This is a genomic window from Pseudomonas sp. NPDC089396, from assembly GCF_044749545.1.
Taxonomy (GTDB): domain Bacteria; phylum Pseudomonadota; class Gammaproteobacteria; order Pseudomonadales; family Pseudomonadaceae; genus Aquipseudomonas.
Window position 1 is genome coordinate 33,665 of sequence record NZ_JBIVIC010000012.1, and the last position, 14,765, is coordinate 48,429.

Below are 14,765 nucleotides of genomic sequence, written 5' to 3' on the forward strand. Positions count from 1 at the left end.
AGGTCTCGAAGTCCGTGTGTACCTGTGGGGGCCGGCTTGCCGGCGATGAGGCCCGTACAGGCAAACCCACCAAGGAGTTGCAATGCCCGCCCACATCGAAGACTACGCCCTGCTCGGCAACTGCCGCAGCGCCGCCCTGGTCAGCCGCGACGGCTCCCTCGACTGGCTGTGCCTGCCGCGCTTCGACGCCCCGGCAGTGTTCGCATCGCTGCTGGGCAACGAAGAAAACGGCCGCTGGCGCCTGGCGCCCAGCGACCCCGTCGAGCACAGCCGCCGCCGCTATCTGCAAGACACGCTGGTACTGGAAACCACCTGGGTCACCGCCAGCGGTCGTGCCCGTGTGCTCGATTTCATGCCGTTGGACGAGGTCAACTCGGTGGTGCGCATCGTCGAGGGGCTGTCCGGCGAAACCCACTTCGAAATGGACCTGGTGCTGCGCTTCGATTACGGCCGCAGCGTCCCCTGGGTAGAAATGCTCGACCCCCTGACCCTCAGCGCCGTCGCCGGTCCCGACCGCCTGATCCTGTGCAGCAGCGTGCCGCCGCAGGCGCGCGACCATCACACGGTCGCGCGCTTTCGCGTGGGCGCAGGCGAGCGTCACGTTTTCAGCCTGCGCCACCAGCCCTCGCACCTGCCGGTGCAACCGGACTGCGACCTCGACCAGGCGTTGGCACACACCCTCGAGCAGTGGCAGGCGTTCGCCGACCGTTGTCCGCAGGTGGGGCCCTACACCGCCTTGGTGCGCCGTTCGTTGCTGACCCTGAAGGCCATGACCTACGCTCCCACCGGCGGCATCGTCGCCGCCGTCACCACCTCGTTGCCCGAGCGGGTAGGGGGCGAGCGCAATTGGGACTACCGCTTCTGCTGGCTGCGCGACGCCACCATGACCCTGCTGGCGTTCATGAACCTGGGTTACTTCGACGAGGCCCAGGCCTGGCGCGAATGGCTGTTGCGCTCGGTGGCCGGCAACCCCGAGCAGATGCAGATCATGTACGGCCTGGCCGGTGAGCGCGACCTTCAGGAATACACCCTGCCGTGGCTGGCCGGCTACGAGCACTCGCAACCGGTGCGGGTCGGCAATGCGGCTTCCGAGCAGCGCCAGCTGGACATCTACGGGGAACTGGCCGATGCCATGACCCAGGCGATCAAGGGCGGGCTGCCGCGCCACCCCCGTAGCGCCGCGATTGCCCGTTTGATCCTGCCCTATGTCGAGCGTATCTGGCGTGAGCCGGACGAAGGCCTGTGGGAAGTGCGCGGCCCCCGCCAGCACTTCGTGCATTCCAAGGTCATGGCCTGGGTCGCCTTCGACCGTGCGGCAGGGCTGGCCAATACCACTGAAGAGGACCGTGAGCGTGGTCGCCATTATCGGCAGGTGGCCGATCAGATCCACCGCGAAGTCTGCGTCCAGGGGCTGGATGCCAGTGGAGCCTATTTCGTCCAGGCCTATGGTTCACGCGAACTGGATGCCAGCCTGCTGCAGATTGCCCTGACCGGCTTTCTGCCGGCACAGGACCCTCGCTTCTTGCGCACACTGGAGCAGATCGAACAACGGCTGCTGAAGAATGGCTTGCTATTGCGCTATGACAGCGACAGCTGCAGCGACGGGCTGACGCCCGGGGAGGGCACGTTCCTGGTGTGTTCCTTCTGGTTGGCCGACGTCTATGTGCTGCTAGGGCGACAACAGCAGGCGCAGGCGCTGTACGAGAAACTGACCGGGCTGTGCAATGACCTCGGCCTGCTGGCAGAGCAATACGACCCGGCCGGGCAGCGGATGCTGGGCAATTTCCCCCAGGCGTTCAGCCATATCGGCATCATCAATACCGCGCTGAACCTGCACCGGGCGCAGTGCCCGGTGCGGGATCGGGCCAGCGTTGGCCAGGGGCTCAGCTGACAGCGTCTTTCAACCCTTTACCGGCTTTGAAGACAGGTTTTTTTCGCGCCGCGATGACCATCTTCTTGCCGGTCCGGGGATTGCGCCCCTGCCGTTTCGGTACGTCGGTTACGCTGAACTGGCCGAAACCCACCAGCGCGATCTTTTTCCCGGCAACCAAGGCTTTGGTAATGGCATCCAGAAACTCGTTCAAGACGACTCCGGCTTCGACCTTGGTCAGCTCGGCCCGTTCGGCTACGGCATGGATCAGTTCTTTCTTGTTCATCAGATCATCCTTGCAATGAGGTGTTCGATGAGTGTCGGGGCTGGGTTGTAGCGGGCGCAACTGGCAAAAATGTCAGGTACCCAGGGCTGTGCGAGCACGCCGAGACGACGGCGTTGCAAAGCTGTTAGCCTTGACAGGTTTCAGGCGTATTGAGCAGGCCATGGCCAACCACAAGATCGAGATTCGTCGGCGCAATGTAGAAAAGATTCTGCAGGCCGCCGAAAAGGTGTTCGCCGAAAAGGGTTTCGGCGCCACTTCAATGGGCGATATCGCCGAGCAGGCCGAGCTTCCGCGTTCCAATCTGCATTACTACTTCAGCACCAAGGACGACCTGTTTCGCGCGGTGCTGCAGGACTTGCTGGATGTGTGGAAGCAGGACGCCCTGTGCTTCGAGAACTTCGACGACCCGCGGGTGGTGCTGACCAGTTACATCCGCGCCAAGATGGGCCATTCGCGCTCGCGGCCGCTGGGCTCGAAGATCTGGGCCGAAGAGATGCTGCATGGTGCGCCGGTGCTGGGGGTGAGCCTGGATGAAAGCCTGGTGCCCTGGGCGAAACTGAAGGAAGACAAGATTCGCCGCTGGGTGGAGGAGGGGCGCATCCTGCCGGTGGAGCCTTCGGCGTTGCTGTACATGATCTGGGCATCGACCCAGCACTATGCCGACTTCGGTTACCAGGTGACGGTGCTCAATGGCGGGGAAGCACTGTCGGACCCGGCGTTCGAGCGGGCGGTGCAGACCGTGACCTGTGTGATCTTGCGGGGGATTGGGCTGGAGCCTTAGGGCTGCTTTGCAGCCCAATCGCCGGCAAGCCGGCTCCCACAGGTACTGCACCGAATCCGAAATGGGTGTAGTACCTGTGGGAGCCGGCTTGCCGGCGATGAGGCCGGTACTGCCTCAGCTCGCTTCGCGGTAGGGGTTACGCGGATCCTGCGTCCAGTTCAGGTAAGGCTTCCCGGTATCCTGCGCCACCATCTCGATGCAGCTCTCCACCGGGCAGGTAATCTGGCACAGGTTGCACCCCACGCACTCCTCCTCGATCACGCTATAGGCATGGGTCCCATCCGCCTTCAGCGTGCTGGCGATGGCCTGGTGCGAAGTATCCTCACAGGCAATATGACAGCGCCCGCAGCCAATGCACGCATCCTGGTCGATTTGCGCCACCGACTTGTAGTTGATGTCCAGGTACTTCCAGTCGGTGGTGTGGGCCACGGCCTGGCCTTGGAACGCCTCCAGGTTGCGGTGCCCGTGCTGGTCCATCCACCTCGCCAGCCCGTCCTTCATGTCCTCGACGATGCGGAACCCATGCAGCATCGCCGCCGTGCACACCTGCACCGCGCCACTGCCCAGGGCAATGAACTCGGCGGCATCGCGCCAGTTGCCGATCCCGCCGATACCGCAAATGGGCAGGCCACGGGTTTGCGGGTCGCGGGCGATCTCGGCGACCATGTTCAAGGCGATGGGTTTGACCGCCGAGCCGCAGTACCCGCCGTGGGTACTCTGATCACCGACGATCGGGTGCGCGACCATGCGGTCGAGGTCGACGCTGGTGATCGAGTTGATGGTGTTGATCAGCGACACCGCATCCGCGCCACCGCGATGGGCCGCACGGGCCGACTGGCGAATGTCGGTGATGTTGGGCGTGAGCTTGACGATCACCGGCAAGGCGCAATAGGTCTTGCACCAGCGGGTGACCATCTCCACGTACTCCGGCACCTGGCCGACCGCGGCGCCCATGCCGCGTTCGGGCATGCCGTGCGGGCAGCCGAAGTTCAGCTCGATCCCATCGGCGCCGGTGGCCTCCACCAGCGGCAGGATGAACTTCCATGATTCTTCCTCGCACGGCACCATCAGCGACACGATCAGCGCACGGTCGGGCCAGTCCTTCTTCACTTGGGTGATTTCGCGCAGGTTGATCTCCAGCGAACGGTCGGTGATCAGCTCGATGTTGTTGATGCCCTGGACCTGGCGGTTGGCGCCGTAGTGGGCCGAGTAGCGCGACGACACGTTGACCGCTGCCGGGTCCTCGCCCAGGGTTTTCCAGACCACGCCCCCCCAGCCGGCCTCGTAGGCGCGGACCACGTTGTAGGCCTTGTCGGTAGGGGGTGCGGAGGCCAGCCAGAAGGGGTTGGGTGACTTGATGCCGGCGAATTGAATGGACAAGTCGGCCATTTATGCTGCCTCCACGTTGAGCATGAGTTGGGCATGGATGGCTTCGGCGGCCAGCTTGCCATGTTGCACGGCCTGAACGGTGAGGTCCTGGCCCAGGGCGGTGCAGTCGCCACCGGCGTAGACGCCCGGCAGGCTGGTGCGCATGTCGGCGTCGACGCGGATGCGTTCGCCGTCGCGGGCCAGTTGGGCGGCCAGCGGGTCGCTCAGGCTCTGCTCGTCGAAGCGTTGGCCGATGGCCTTGAAGATGGCGTCGGCGGCCAGCTCGAAGGTTTCGCCGGTATCGCGCAGGCGGCCGTCGGCAAGCTCGGTGCGGGCGAAGCGCATGCCGCGTACCCGGCCGGCGTCGTCCAGCAGCACGCTGTCGGGGCGGGCCCAGGTATGCAGGCGTACCTGGTTGGCCTTGGCGATGTCCTGCTCGTGGCCGGTGGCGCCCATGTCGGCGAAGCCGCGGCGGTACACCAGGTTGACGTCGCGGGCGCCCAGGCGGCTCATCTGCACGGCCATGTCGATGGCGGTGTTGCCCGCGCCGATGACCAGGCAGCGGTCGGCCAGTGGCAGTTGCGTGAGGTCGTCGGCCTGGCGCAGTTCGCGGATGTACTCGGTGGCGGCCAGCAGGCCCGGGGCTTCTTCACCCGGCAGGCCAAGCTGACGCACGGCGTTCAGGCCAAGGCCAAGGAACACGGCGTCGTAGTGGTCACGCAACTCGGCAAGGCCCAGGTTGCTGCCCAGGCGCTGGCCGTGGCGGACTTCGATGCCGCCGATGCCCAGCAGGAACTCCACTTCGCGCTGTGCGTAGTCGTCCACCAGCTTGTAGCGGGCGATGCCGTATTCGTTGAGGCCACCGGCCTTTTCACTGGCTTCGAACAGCACCACGTCATGGCCGTGCATGGCCAGGCGATGGGCGCAGGACAACCCGGCCGGGCCGGCACCGACCACGGCGATGCGTTTGCCGGTGGCGGGTGAGCGCTGGAACGGGTGTTCGCTGAAGCCTGCGTTGTCCAGGGCATAGCGCTGCAGTTGGCCGATCAGCACGGGGGCGCATTCCTGGGCGTTGTTACGCACGCAGGCCTGTTGGCAGAGGATCTCGGTGGGGCAGACGCGGGCGCAGCTGCCACCGAGGATGTTGGCCGTCAGGATGCGTTCGGCGGCGCCTTGCAGGTTTTCGTCGCTGATGCGGTGGATGAACGACGGGATGTCGATTTCGCTTGGGCAAGCGTTCACGCAAGGGGCGTCGTAGCAGTACAGGCAACGGGCGCTTTCCACGGCGGCCTGGCGGGCGGTGAGGGGCGGGGCGAGGTCGCTGAATTGCTCGGCCAGCGAGTCGTTGCCGGCGCGGGGGCGCGGCAAGTGGTTCAGGGCATCGATCACGGTTGTAGCCTCTCTTTTTTATATGGGGCTTGGGGTGGGGCGCTGTGCGCCCCAATCGCCGGCAAGCCGGCTCCCACACAGGGACAGTGACGTCCTTGAGAGCGGTGCTATCCCTGTGGGAGCCGGCTTGCCGGCGATGGCCTCAGCGCTGAACGGGCGTCGGGCGCTGCTGCTCGGCGCGCCGGCCCAACACCTCGTACACCGAGGGGTAGGCCGGACGTTCCACATACCGGCCCGCGCCTGGCTCCGCGCGCAGGTCGCCATCGGCCCAGACCACGCGGCCCTGGCTGATGGTGTGGCTGGGAATGCCGCGCACGGTGCGGCCTTCGAAAATGTTGAAGTCGACGCGCTGGTGGTGGGTCTGCGCAGAGATCGTGCGCGTGCCCTGCGGGTCCCACAGCACCAGGTCGGCGTCGGCACCCACGCGGATCGCGCCCTTGCGCGGGAACAGGTTGAAGATCTTCGCGGTGTTGGTGGAGGTCAGCGCGACGAATTCGTGCATCGACAGGCGCCCGCTGTTGACCCCCGCATCCCACAGCACAGCCATGCGGTCTTCGATGCCGGCCGTGCCGTTGGGGATACGGCTGAAATCGTTACGCCCCATGGCTTTCTGTTCGGCGCAGAAGCAGCAGTGGTCAGTGGCGGTGGTGTGCAGGTTGCCCGACTGCAGGCCACGCCACAGCGCTTCCTGGTGTTCGCGTGGGCGGAACGGTGGGCTCATGACGTAACCGGCGGCCGTGGACCAGTCCGGGTGGCGGTAGACACTGTCGTCGATCAGCAGGTGGCCGGGCAGCACCTCACCGTACACCGGCTGGCCCTTGGCCCTGGCGTAGCTGATTTCATCCAACGCTTCGCGGCTGGAGATGTGCACCACGTACAGCGGTGTGCCGATGGTTTCGGCGATGCGGATGGCGCGGCTGGCAGCCTCACCTTCGACTTGCGAGGGGCGCGACAGCGGGTGTGCTTCCGGGCCGGTCATCCCTTGGGAGAGCAGTTTCTGTTGCAGGTGGTAGACCAGCTCGCCGTTCTCGGCATGCACGGTGGGCACCGCGCCCAGCTGCAGGCAGCGCTCGAAGCTGGCCACCAGGGTGTCGTCGGCGGCCATGATGGCGTTCTTGTAGGCCATGAAGTGCTTGAAGCTATTGACCCCGTGATGGGTCACCAGCTCGCCCATTTCCTCGGCCACCTGCTCGCTCCACCAGGTGATGGCGACGTGGAAGCCATAGTCGGACGCGCTCTTCTGCGCCCAGCCGCGCCAGGTGTGGAAGGCTTCCAGCAGTGACTGCTGCGGGTTGGGGATGACGAAGTCGATGATCGAGGTGGTGCCGCCGGCCAACCCCGCGGCGGTGCCGCTGAAGAAGTCTTCGCTGGCCACGGTGCCCATGAAGGGCAACTGCATGTGGGTGTGCGGGTCGATGCCGCCGGGCATCAGGTACTGGCCGCTGCCGTCGAGGATTTCGCAATCGGTAGGGGGTTCGAGGTCTTTGCCTATGGCGCGGATCTGGCCATCGACACACAAGACATCAGCGGGATAGCTCTCTTCGTGGGTGACCACGGTGGCGCCACGGATCAACAGGGACATGCCGTCTTCCTCGCAGGCTGACCGGTCTCTGCCGGTTCTTGAAATTGTTATGTGCCAGTGACCGGAGCATGAACTTTAATCCTGTCAGTCCTGACAAGAATGGAATCTAGTTGCTGATTTTGGATTCTTCAAGATTTTTTTTCATGAGCTTATAACTGCTTTAATTTGTTGATAAATAACGATTTATTTGAAAGTTCACCAAAATGGTGAGGCCTTTCACCATTTTGACGCACTTGACAAGAAGCCAAATTGGTCAAGATTTTCCATGCAAAATCAGCTGCTTGAATCCTGGCTTCGAGGCGCTGGCTGCGCCGCTGAAAAAACCAGGCTGCACCAACTTGAAACGCGGTGTGGGGGCCAGGGCCGGCCCAGAGCGGCATGAGAACCCGGCGAAGGCCTCCGTGTGCCTTCGCCGGGCGCCGTTGAAAGCCTTGCAGATCAGTTGATTACCTCCGGTCGGCGGCGGCCAGCGGGGCAGGCCCAGGCCAACCCGGCACGCAATTTGAGTACGGCCCAACCGCCAGGCCGGGCCGGAGGTGCAGTACCGGTGGTGTAGACACTCCGGCCATCGCATTAGCCCGATGAGCGAACAATTAGAAAAATCTGGAGAAGGCCCCATGCAACAGAGCAGATCGGAAGTGATCGAGCAGGCAGGCCTGTTCGAGCTGTCGGCGGGCAGTGACGTGCTCGACAGCCCGCGGTACAACCACGACATCGCACCGACCAAGGTGCACCAGCGCACCTGGAACAAATGGCACATCACCGCGCTGTGGGTGGGCATGTCCATCTGCGTGCCCACCTACACCCTGGGCGGTGTGCTCACGGCGTACTTCGGCCTGAGCGTGGGCGAGGCGCTGCTGGCGATCCTGCTGGCCAACCTCATCGTGCTGATCCCGCTGACGCTCAATGCCTTCCCCGGCACCAAGTACGGCATTCCCTTCCCGGTGCTGCTGCGCTCCTCGTTCGGCATCCTCGGCTCGAACGTGCCGTGCCTGATCCGCGCCGTGGTCGCCTGTGGCTGGTTCGGCATCCAGACGATGTTCGGCGGGCTGGCCATTCACCTGTTCCTGGGCTCGATCTTCCCGGACTGGAAAGCCCTGGGCGGCACCGGCGAGGTGATCGGCTTCATGATGTTCTGGGCCCTGAACCTGTGGGTGGTGCTGCGGGGCGCGGAGTCGATCAAATGGCTCGAAACGCTGTCGGCGCCGCTGCTGGTGGCGGTGGGCTTCGGCCTGTTGTTCTGGGCCTTGCCGCACATGTCGATGACCGAGCTGCTGGCCCAGCCGCCCAAACGCCCGGAAGGGGCGAGCGTGGTGAGCTACTTCTGCGCGGGGCTCACGGCGATGGTCGGCTTCTGGGCCACGCTGTCGCTGAACATCCCCGACTTCAGCCGGTACGCCAAGAGCCAGAAGGACCAGATTCTCGGGCAGGTCTTCGGCCTGCCGCTGACCATGTTCCTGTTCGCCTCGTTGGGTGTGGTGATGACCGCCGCTTCGGCATCGCTGGTGGGTGAAACGGTGTCGGATCCGGTGACCCTGATCGGCAAGATCCAAAGCCCGGGCTGGGTCGCGCTGGCCATGGCGCTGATCGTGATCGCCACGCTGTCGACCAACACCGCAGCCAACATCGTGTCGCCGACCAACGACTTCCAGAACATCGCCCCGCGCCTGATCGGGCGTAGCCGCGCGGTATGGCTGACCGGCTTCATCGGCCTGGCGCTGATGAGCCACGAGCTGCTCAAGAAGCTTGGCTGGATCGTTTCCGACCTGAGCCTTGAGAGTGTCTATTCCAACTGGTTGCTGGGTTATTCCAGCCTGCTGGGGCCGATTGCCGGGATCATGGTGGTGGATTACTTCCTGATCCGGCGGCAGAAGCTGGATCTGGCCGGGCTGTACCGTGACGACGTGTACCCGGCCTGGAACTGGGCAGGTTTTGCCGCCTTCGCCGTGCCGGTGGGGTTGACCGTGATGGCCATCGGCAACAGCAGTTTCAGCTGGTTCTATGACTATGGCTGGTTTACCGGATCGTTGCTCGGTGGTGCGTTGTATTACGCGCTGGGCGGGGTGGCGGTGCGTGGGCCGGCGCGGTTGGCCAAGCCGTTACCGTGAGATTGCGGCGGCCCTATCGCCGGCAAGCCGGCTCCCACAGGGAGCTCCATGCGCAGTACCTGTGGGAGCCGGCTTGCCGGCGATAGGGCCTGAAAGCGCAACACTGAGCTCGAATGCAGATAACAAAAACGCCTGAGGAGAAACCCCGATGACCCCAGCCCAGAGTGTCCTGCAATCCACCGACCACCATGTCGACAGCGCCCGCCTGTGGCAATCGCTGATGGACCTGGCGCGCCTCGGCGCCACCGTCAAGGGCGGTGTGTGCCGCCTGGCCCTGAGCGACCTCGACCGCCAGGCCCGCGACCTGTTCGTCGACTGGTGCGAGGCCGCAGGCTGCACCGTCAGCGTCGATGCTGTCGGCAACATCTTTGCCCGCCGTCCGGGCCGCAACCCCAAGCTGCCTCCGGTGATGACCGGCAGCCACATCGACACCCAACCCACCGGCGGCAAGTTCGACGGCTGCTTCGGCGTGATGGCAGGCCTTGAAGTCATCCGCACCCTTAACGACCTCGGCATCGAGACCGAAGCGCCGCTGGAAGTGGTGGTGTGGACCAACGAAGAAGGCTCGCGCTTCGCGCCGTGCATGATGGGCTCAGGGGTGTTCGCCGGTAAATTCACCCTGGAGGAAACCCTGGCCAAGCGCGACGCCCAGGGGGTGAGCGTGGGCGAGGCGTTGAATGCCATCGGCTACGCCGGCCAGCGCGCCGTGCTCGGCCACCCGGTGGGGGCTTACTTCGAAGCGCATATCGAACAGGGGCCGATCCTTGAAGACCAGGAGAAGACCATCGGCGTGGTGCTGGGCGCCCTCGGCCAGAAATGGTTCGACCTGACCCTGCGCGGCGTCGAAGCCCACGCCGGTCCGACGCCGATGCACCTGCGCAAGGACGCCCTGGTCGGCGCCGCCGCGGTGGTCGAGGCCGTCAACAAGGCCGCACTCGGCCATCAGCCGCATGCCTGCGGCACCGTGGGTTGCCTGCAGGCCTACCCCGGTTCGCGCAACGTGATCCCGGGCGAGGTGCGCATGACCCTGGATTTCCGTCACCTGGAAGGGGAACGGCTGGATTCGATGATCGCCGACGTGCGCGCGGTGATCGAGGCCACCTGTGCCAAGCACGGCCTCACCCATGAACTGGTTCCCACGGCCGACTTCCCGGCGCTGTACTTCGACCGTAGTTGTGTCGACGCCGTGCGCGATTCGGCGCGCACCCTGGGCTTGCCGCACATGGACATCGTCAGCGGGGCAGGACATGACGCGATTTTCCTGGCCGAGCTGGGCCCGGCGGGGATGATCTTCGTGCCGTGCGAGAACGGCATCAGCCACAACGAGATCGAGAACGCCACGCCGCAGGACCTGGCGGCGGGGTGCGCGGTGTTGCTGCGGGCGATGCTGGCGGCGTCGGAGGCAATCGCCAGCGGGCGCTTGGCTGCGTAGCCACCTGCAAGGCTAGGGTGGCCTGCTTATACCGGCAGCAGGTACCCGTCACGCCCGAGGTGATAACGCTGCAGGTCCTGGGCCAGGGTCAGGTGGCCGTTGTAGTGGGCCTGCGCTTCCAGGCGCACCTCATCGATGCACGGGCTGCGCCGAGGGTCGGGCTGGTAGCGGGCACTGAAGTGGGTCAATACCAGATTGCGCACGCCGGCCGTTTCGGCAAACCGCGCCACCGCGGCCGCGCTGCTGTGGCCAAACGTGATCCCGGTACGTTCGACGACGGCTTGGGTAAAGGTCGCCTCATGCACCAGCACATCCACGTCCCTGGCCACTTCAGCCAGTAGCTCGGGGTTGTCGTTGTCGCCGCAGACGATCACCCGCCGCGCCGGCCGCGAAGCCCGCAGGTAGTCGTGGCCATGCAGGCTACGCCCGGCATGTTCGACCGTATTGCCCTTGGCCAGGGCGCCCCACAGCGGCCCCCGGGGGACGCCTTCGGCAGCCAGGCGCTGCACATCCAGACGCGGCTCTGGGTTGATTTCGGTGAACACGAAACCGACGCTAGGTACGCGGTGTGAGAGCGCCACGGTGTCGACCCTGACCGTGTCGCTGCGCCACCCTTGGAAACTTTCGACGGCCAGCAGGCGCAGCTCGAACGACAGGAAGGTATCGCTGGCTGCCAGGCCCAGGCGCACCCAGTCGTGCAGAGCGGCGGGCAGGATCAGGTCCAGCGGTTGCGTGCGCCCGCTCATGCTGGCACTGGCCAGCAGGCCGGGCAGGCCGAAGCAGTGGTCGCCGTGCACATGGGTGATGAAGATGGCGCGCAAGTCGCGTACCGACAGCGAGGTCTGCAGCAGCCGGTGCTGGGTGCCTTCGCCGCAATCCACCAGGTACCAGTGGCTGCCACTGGCGTCGATGACGGCGGTGGCACTGACGTTGCGCGCCTTGGTCGGCACCCCGGCAGAGGTGCCCAGAAATAGCAGGTCCAAAGCCGGGCTCCAGAAGTTGCGGGCCTACACAGTAGCCCGCTTGTCAGGGCTTGGCGAGGTCATCCTGGCGCCAGATCAGCTTGCTGGTGTCGTAGCCCTGCTTGTGGGCGATGGCCAGCAGTGCTTCGCGGGTCTGGTCGGTGATCGCCGGTGTGCGCGATAGCAGCCACAGGTACTCGCGGTTCGGGTGGCCGACCAGCGCCACGCGGTAGTCCTTGTCGTGGTACAGCACCCAGTACTCGCCTTTGGTCAAGCCGGGCGCCAGGCGGCTGAACCAGTTGTCGAAGCGCACCCAGAGCTTGTCGGTCTTGCCTGGCTGCTGGGCTTCGGCGATACCTTTGGCCTCGTTCCACTGACCGTCCTTTTCCTTGCAGCGATTGGTCACATCGATGCGCCCGTCCTCGCGCAAACCATAGTGCGCTTCGGACTGCACGCAGTTGCGCTGGAAGAACATCGGCAGGCGCGCCAGCTCGTACCAGGTGCCCTGGTAGCGTTGCAGGTCGACCTGCTGGGTGGTGGGGGGCGAGCGGTGCTCGTCGCTCGACCCGGCGCAGCCGGCAACGGCCAGGGTCAGGCAGGAAACGATCAGGGCTGTGCGCAGCACCATGGCAAACCTCCTGGAAGCGGATGTGGGCTTACTGTGTTTCGATGCGCGCACGCTGCAAAAGTTGTATTGGATCAGGCGGCGTCGGGTGGCAGCTCGAACGAGCCGGTCTGCACCTCACCTGCACGCACGTAACGGGCAATGATCACGCCTTTGGGGGACACCTGCGAATGCTTCAGGGTGAACGCCGCGGCGGCGGCATCACTGCCGAACAGGCGCTTGCCGGGGCCGAGCAGCAGCGGATGGATCAGCAGCTGCAGTTCATCCACCAGGTCGGCTGCCAGCAGTTGCTGGACCAGGTTGGCGCTGCCCTGGGTCAGCAAGTCGGCACCGTCCTGCTGCTTGAGCGCGCGCACGGCGGCGGTCACATCGCGGCCCAAGGCGTGGCTGTTGTGCCAGTCGAGCGTGCCGGGCGAGTGGGTGGCGACGTGCTTGGGCACACTGTTGAACAGGTTGGCGATGGAGAAGTCTTCGCTGTCGTCTTTCACCTTTGGCCAGTAGCCGGCGAAGATGTCGTAGGTGCGCCGGCCCAGCAGCAGGTCGAAGGGTTGGCTGAACAGCGCCTGCATGGCCTGGCCGAATACCTCTTCGGCAAAGGGCACGATCCAGCCGCCGTAGGTGAAGCCGCCGCGGGTGTCTTCCTGCGGGCCGCCGGGAGCTTGCATGACGCCGTCGAGGCTGACGAAGGCGGCAACGATGAGTTTGCGCATGAGGGTTCTCCAGGGATGGCCTGTCGGTACACAGGCCTTGTCCCTGGTCGAACGGCGCGGCGTCGTTTCGACAACGCCGGCGAATTTACAGCCAGTAGGTCACCGCCCACCAACCCAGCCCACCCATGACCACGGTGTAGGGCAGGGCCATCCACACCATGCGCCCGTACGACAGGCGGATCAGCGGCGCGATCGCCGAGGTCAGCAGGAACAGGAACGCCGCCTGGCCATTGGGCGTGGCCACGCTGGGCAGGTTGGTGCCGGTATTGATCGCCACCGCCAGCGTCTCGAGGTGCTCGCGGCTCATGGCGCCATTGACGAATGCCTGCTTCACCTCGGTGATGTAGATGGTGGCGACGAACACGTTGTCGCTGATGGCCGACAGCAGGCCGTTGGCCAGGTACAGCATGCCCGGCTGCTGCTCGGCAGGCAGGGCCAGCACCCAGGCGATCAGCGGGCTGAACAGCTGCTGCTGGTGGATCACCGCCACCACCGCGAAGAACACCACCAGCAGCGCGGTGAACGGCATGGCGTCCTGGAACGCCCGGCCCAGGCGATGCTCGTCGGTGATGCCGGTGAAGGCGGTGATCAGCACGATCACCATCAGGCCGATCAGGCCGACTTCGGCAATGTGCAGGCCCAGGCAGACGATCAGGATCAGCGCAGCGATCCCTTGCACCCACAGCGCCACCCGCTGCGCCTGCGTGCGTGCGGCATCGTCTTCGGCGGCGTAGGCCGCCAGCACCTGGCGCACCCGCTCCGGCATCAGCGTGCCGTAGCCGAACAGGCACAACTTCTCCAGCAGCACGCAGGTCACCAGGCCGGCCACCAGCACCGGCAGCGATACTGGTGCGACCTTGTGGAAGAAGTCGGCGAAGTGCCAACCCATCTCATGGCCGATCAGCAGGTTCTGCGGCTCGCCCACCAGGGTGCACACGCCGCCCAGGGCGGTGCCCACCGCGCCGTGCATCAGCAGGCTGCGCAGGAAGGCACGGAACTGGTCGAGGTCCTCGCGGTGCAGTTGTTCGATCTGCTGGTCGCTGTCCAGCGCGCTGTCCTCGCGCGGGTTGGCGTTGGAGGCGACGCGGTGGTAGACCGCGTAGAAGCCCACGGCGGCGCTGATGATGACGGCGGTGACGGTCAAGGCATCCAGGAACGCCGAGAGAAACGCCGACAATACGCAGAACAGCAGGGCCAGCAACGCCTTCGAGCGCACCCCCAGCAAGATCCGCGAGAACAGGAACAGCAGCAGCTCCTTCATGAAGTGGATGCCCGCCACCATGAACATCAGCAGCAGGATCACCGGGAAGTTGTGCAGCAGTTCGTCGTACAGGGCCTGGGGCGTGGTCATCTTCAGCAGCAGTGCCTCGACCAGCAGCAGGCCACCCGGCATCAGCGGGTAGCACTTCAGGGCCATCCCTAAGGTGAAGATGAACTCGATCACCAGGGCCCAGCCTGCGGCTACCGGGCCGACGGTGACCAGCAACAGGGGGTTGAGGACCAGGAACAGGCAGATGACCGCCTTGTACCAAAGCGGCGACTGGCCAAGAAATCCGTGGGCCAGGGCGCCGGTCAGGGAGCGTGACATGTAATTTGTATCCTTATTTTTCGGCGATGGCGCAAGGTGCCCCATCAGCGCGCTGGAGGCAAGG

12 protein-coding genes are annotated in these 14,765 nt (G+C 65.0%); 4 read left to right on the forward strand and 8 right to left on the reverse strand.

All coding sequences use genetic code 11. The features are described from left to right. Positions 1-82: 82 nt before the first annotated feature. Entirely contained in the window at positions 83-1,891 is a 1,809-nt protein-coding gene (locus tag ACIPZB_RS20545; RefSeq protein ID WP_400642384.1) for a glycoside hydrolase family 15 protein, read from the forward strand. Here the strand turns inward: ACIPZB_RS20545 and ACIPZB_RS20550 are convergent. Beyond that, positions 1,884-2,156 carry an HU family DNA-binding protein gene (locus ACIPZB_RS20550; protein WP_400642385.1) on the reverse strand — a complete coding sequence of 91 codons (273 nt, stop codon included), beginning with the start codon at positions 2,154-2,156 and terminating at the stop codon, positions 1,884-1,886. The genes ACIPZB_RS20545 and ACIPZB_RS20550 overlap by 8 nt on opposite strands. A 160-nt stretch (positions 2,157-2,316) precedes the next feature. On the opposite strand from ACIPZB_RS20550, the gene ACIPZB_RS20555 reads away from it, so the two are divergent. Beyond that, the gene (locus tag ACIPZB_RS20555; RefSeq protein ID WP_008090154.1) at positions 2,317-2,937 is read left to right on the forward strand and encodes a TetR/AcrR family transcriptional regulator; all 621 of its coding nucleotides are present in this window, start codon (positions 2,317-2,319) and stop codon (positions 2,935-2,937) included. A 114-nt stretch (positions 2,938-3,051) separates the two neighbouring features. Here the strand turns inward: ACIPZB_RS20555 and preA are convergent, their stop codons facing one another. The 3 genes from preA to hydA form a co-directional block, all read right to left on the reverse strand. Continuing rightward, positions 3,052-4,326: an NAD-dependent dihydropyrimidine dehydrogenase subunit PreA gene (gene preA, locus ACIPZB_RS20560; RefSeq protein WP_400642386.1), complete on the reverse strand. Its 1,275-nt coding sequence runs from the start codon at positions 4,324-4,326 to the stop codon at positions 3,052-3,054. Further along, positions 4,327-5,694 (reverse strand): NAD(P)-dependent oxidoreductase, encoded by a 1,368-nt coding sequence (locus ACIPZB_RS20565; protein ID WP_400642388.1) that lies wholly within the window; start codon positions 5,692-5,694, stop codon positions 4,327-4,329. Between the two features lie 142 nt (positions 5,695-5,836). Continuing rightward, positions 5,837-7,276, reverse strand: a complete 1,440-nt coding sequence (hydA, locus tag ACIPZB_RS20570; RefSeq protein WP_400642390.1) for a dihydropyrimidinase — start codon at positions 7,274-7,276, stop codon at positions 5,837-5,839. Positions 7,277-7,893: 617 nt separating this feature from the next. Here hydA and ACIPZB_RS20575 point away from each other — a divergent pair. Together ACIPZB_RS20575 and ACIPZB_RS20580 are read left to right on the forward strand one after the other, a co-directional pair. After that, complete coding sequence (locus tag ACIPZB_RS20575; protein ID WP_400642391.1) at positions 7,894-9,384, forward strand: NCS1 family nucleobase:cation symporter-1; 1,491 nt, start codon at positions 7,894-7,896, stop codon at positions 9,382-9,384. Positions 9,385-9,532: 148 nt separating this feature from the next. Further along, positions 9,533-10,816 (forward strand): Zn-dependent hydrolase, encoded by a 1,284-nt coding sequence (locus tag ACIPZB_RS20580; RefSeq protein WP_400642393.1) that lies wholly within the window; start codon positions 9,533-9,535, stop codon positions 10,814-10,816. Positions 10,817-10,842: 26 nt separating this feature from the next. On the opposite strand, the gene ACIPZB_RS20585 is transcribed toward ACIPZB_RS20580, so the two are convergent. From ACIPZB_RS20585 to nhaB, 4 genes are all read right to left on the reverse strand, one after another. Beyond that, complete coding sequence (locus ACIPZB_RS20585; RefSeq protein WP_400642395.1) at positions 10,843-11,799, reverse strand: ribonuclease Z; 957 nt, start codon at positions 11,797-11,799, stop codon at positions 10,843-10,845. Positions 11,800-11,842: 43 nt separating this feature from the next. After that, the gene (locus tag ACIPZB_RS20590; RefSeq protein ID WP_400642396.1) at positions 11,843-12,406 is read right to left on the reverse strand and encodes a lipocalin family protein; all 564 of its coding nucleotides are present in this window, start codon (positions 12,404-12,406) and stop codon (positions 11,843-11,845) included. 71 nt (positions 12,407-12,477) lie between these two features. After that, positions 12,478-13,113, reverse strand: a complete 636-nt coding sequence (locus tag ACIPZB_RS20595; RefSeq protein ID WP_400642398.1) for a dihydrofolate reductase family protein — start codon at positions 13,111-13,113, stop codon at positions 12,478-12,480. Positions 13,114-13,198: 85 nt separating this feature from the next. Then, positions 13,199-14,701 (reverse strand): sodium/proton antiporter NhaB, encoded by a 1,503-nt coding sequence (nhaB, locus tag ACIPZB_RS20600; RefSeq protein ID WP_400642399.1) that lies wholly within the window; start codon positions 14,699-14,701, stop codon positions 13,199-13,201. Between the last annotated feature and the right edge of the window lie 64 nt (positions 14,702-14,765).

Coding starts and splice junctions, on each gene's coding strand:
- ACIPZB_RS20545 (WP_400642384.1), top strand. CDS start 83: ATGCCCGCCCACATCGAAGACTACGCCCTGCTCGGCAACTGCCGCAGC.
- ACIPZB_RS20550 (WP_400642385.1), bottom strand. CDS start 2,156: ATGAACAAGAAAGAACTGATCCATGCCGTAGCCGAACGGGCCGAGCTG.
- ACIPZB_RS20555 (WP_008090154.1), top strand. CDS start 2,317: ATGGCCAACCACAAGATCGAGATTCGTCGGCGCAATGTAGAAAAGATT.
- preA (WP_400642386.1), bottom strand. CDS start 4,326: ATGGCCGACTTGTCCATTCAATTCGCCGGCATCAAGTCACCCAACCCC.
- hydA (WP_400642390.1), bottom strand. CDS start 7,276: ATGTCCCTGTTGATCCGTGGCGCCACCGTGGTCACCCACGAAGAGAGC.
- ACIPZB_RS20575 (WP_400642391.1), top strand. CDS start 7,894: ATGCAACAGAGCAGATCGGAAGTGATCGAGCAGGCAGGCCTGTTCGAG.
- ACIPZB_RS20580 (WP_400642393.1), top strand. CDS start 9,533: ATGACCCCAGCCCAGAGTGTCCTGCAATCCACCGACCACCATGTCGAC.
- ACIPZB_RS20590 (WP_400642396.1), bottom strand. CDS start 12,406: ATGGTGCTGCGCACAGCCCTGATCGTTTCCTGCCTGACCCTGGCCGTT.
- ACIPZB_RS20595 (WP_400642398.1), bottom strand. CDS start 13,113: ATGCGCAAACTCATCGTTGCCGCCTTCGTCAGCCTCGACGGCGTCATG.
- nhaB (WP_400642399.1), bottom strand. CDS start 14,701: ATGTCACGCTCCCTGACCGGCGCCCTGGCCCACGGATTTCTTGGCCAG.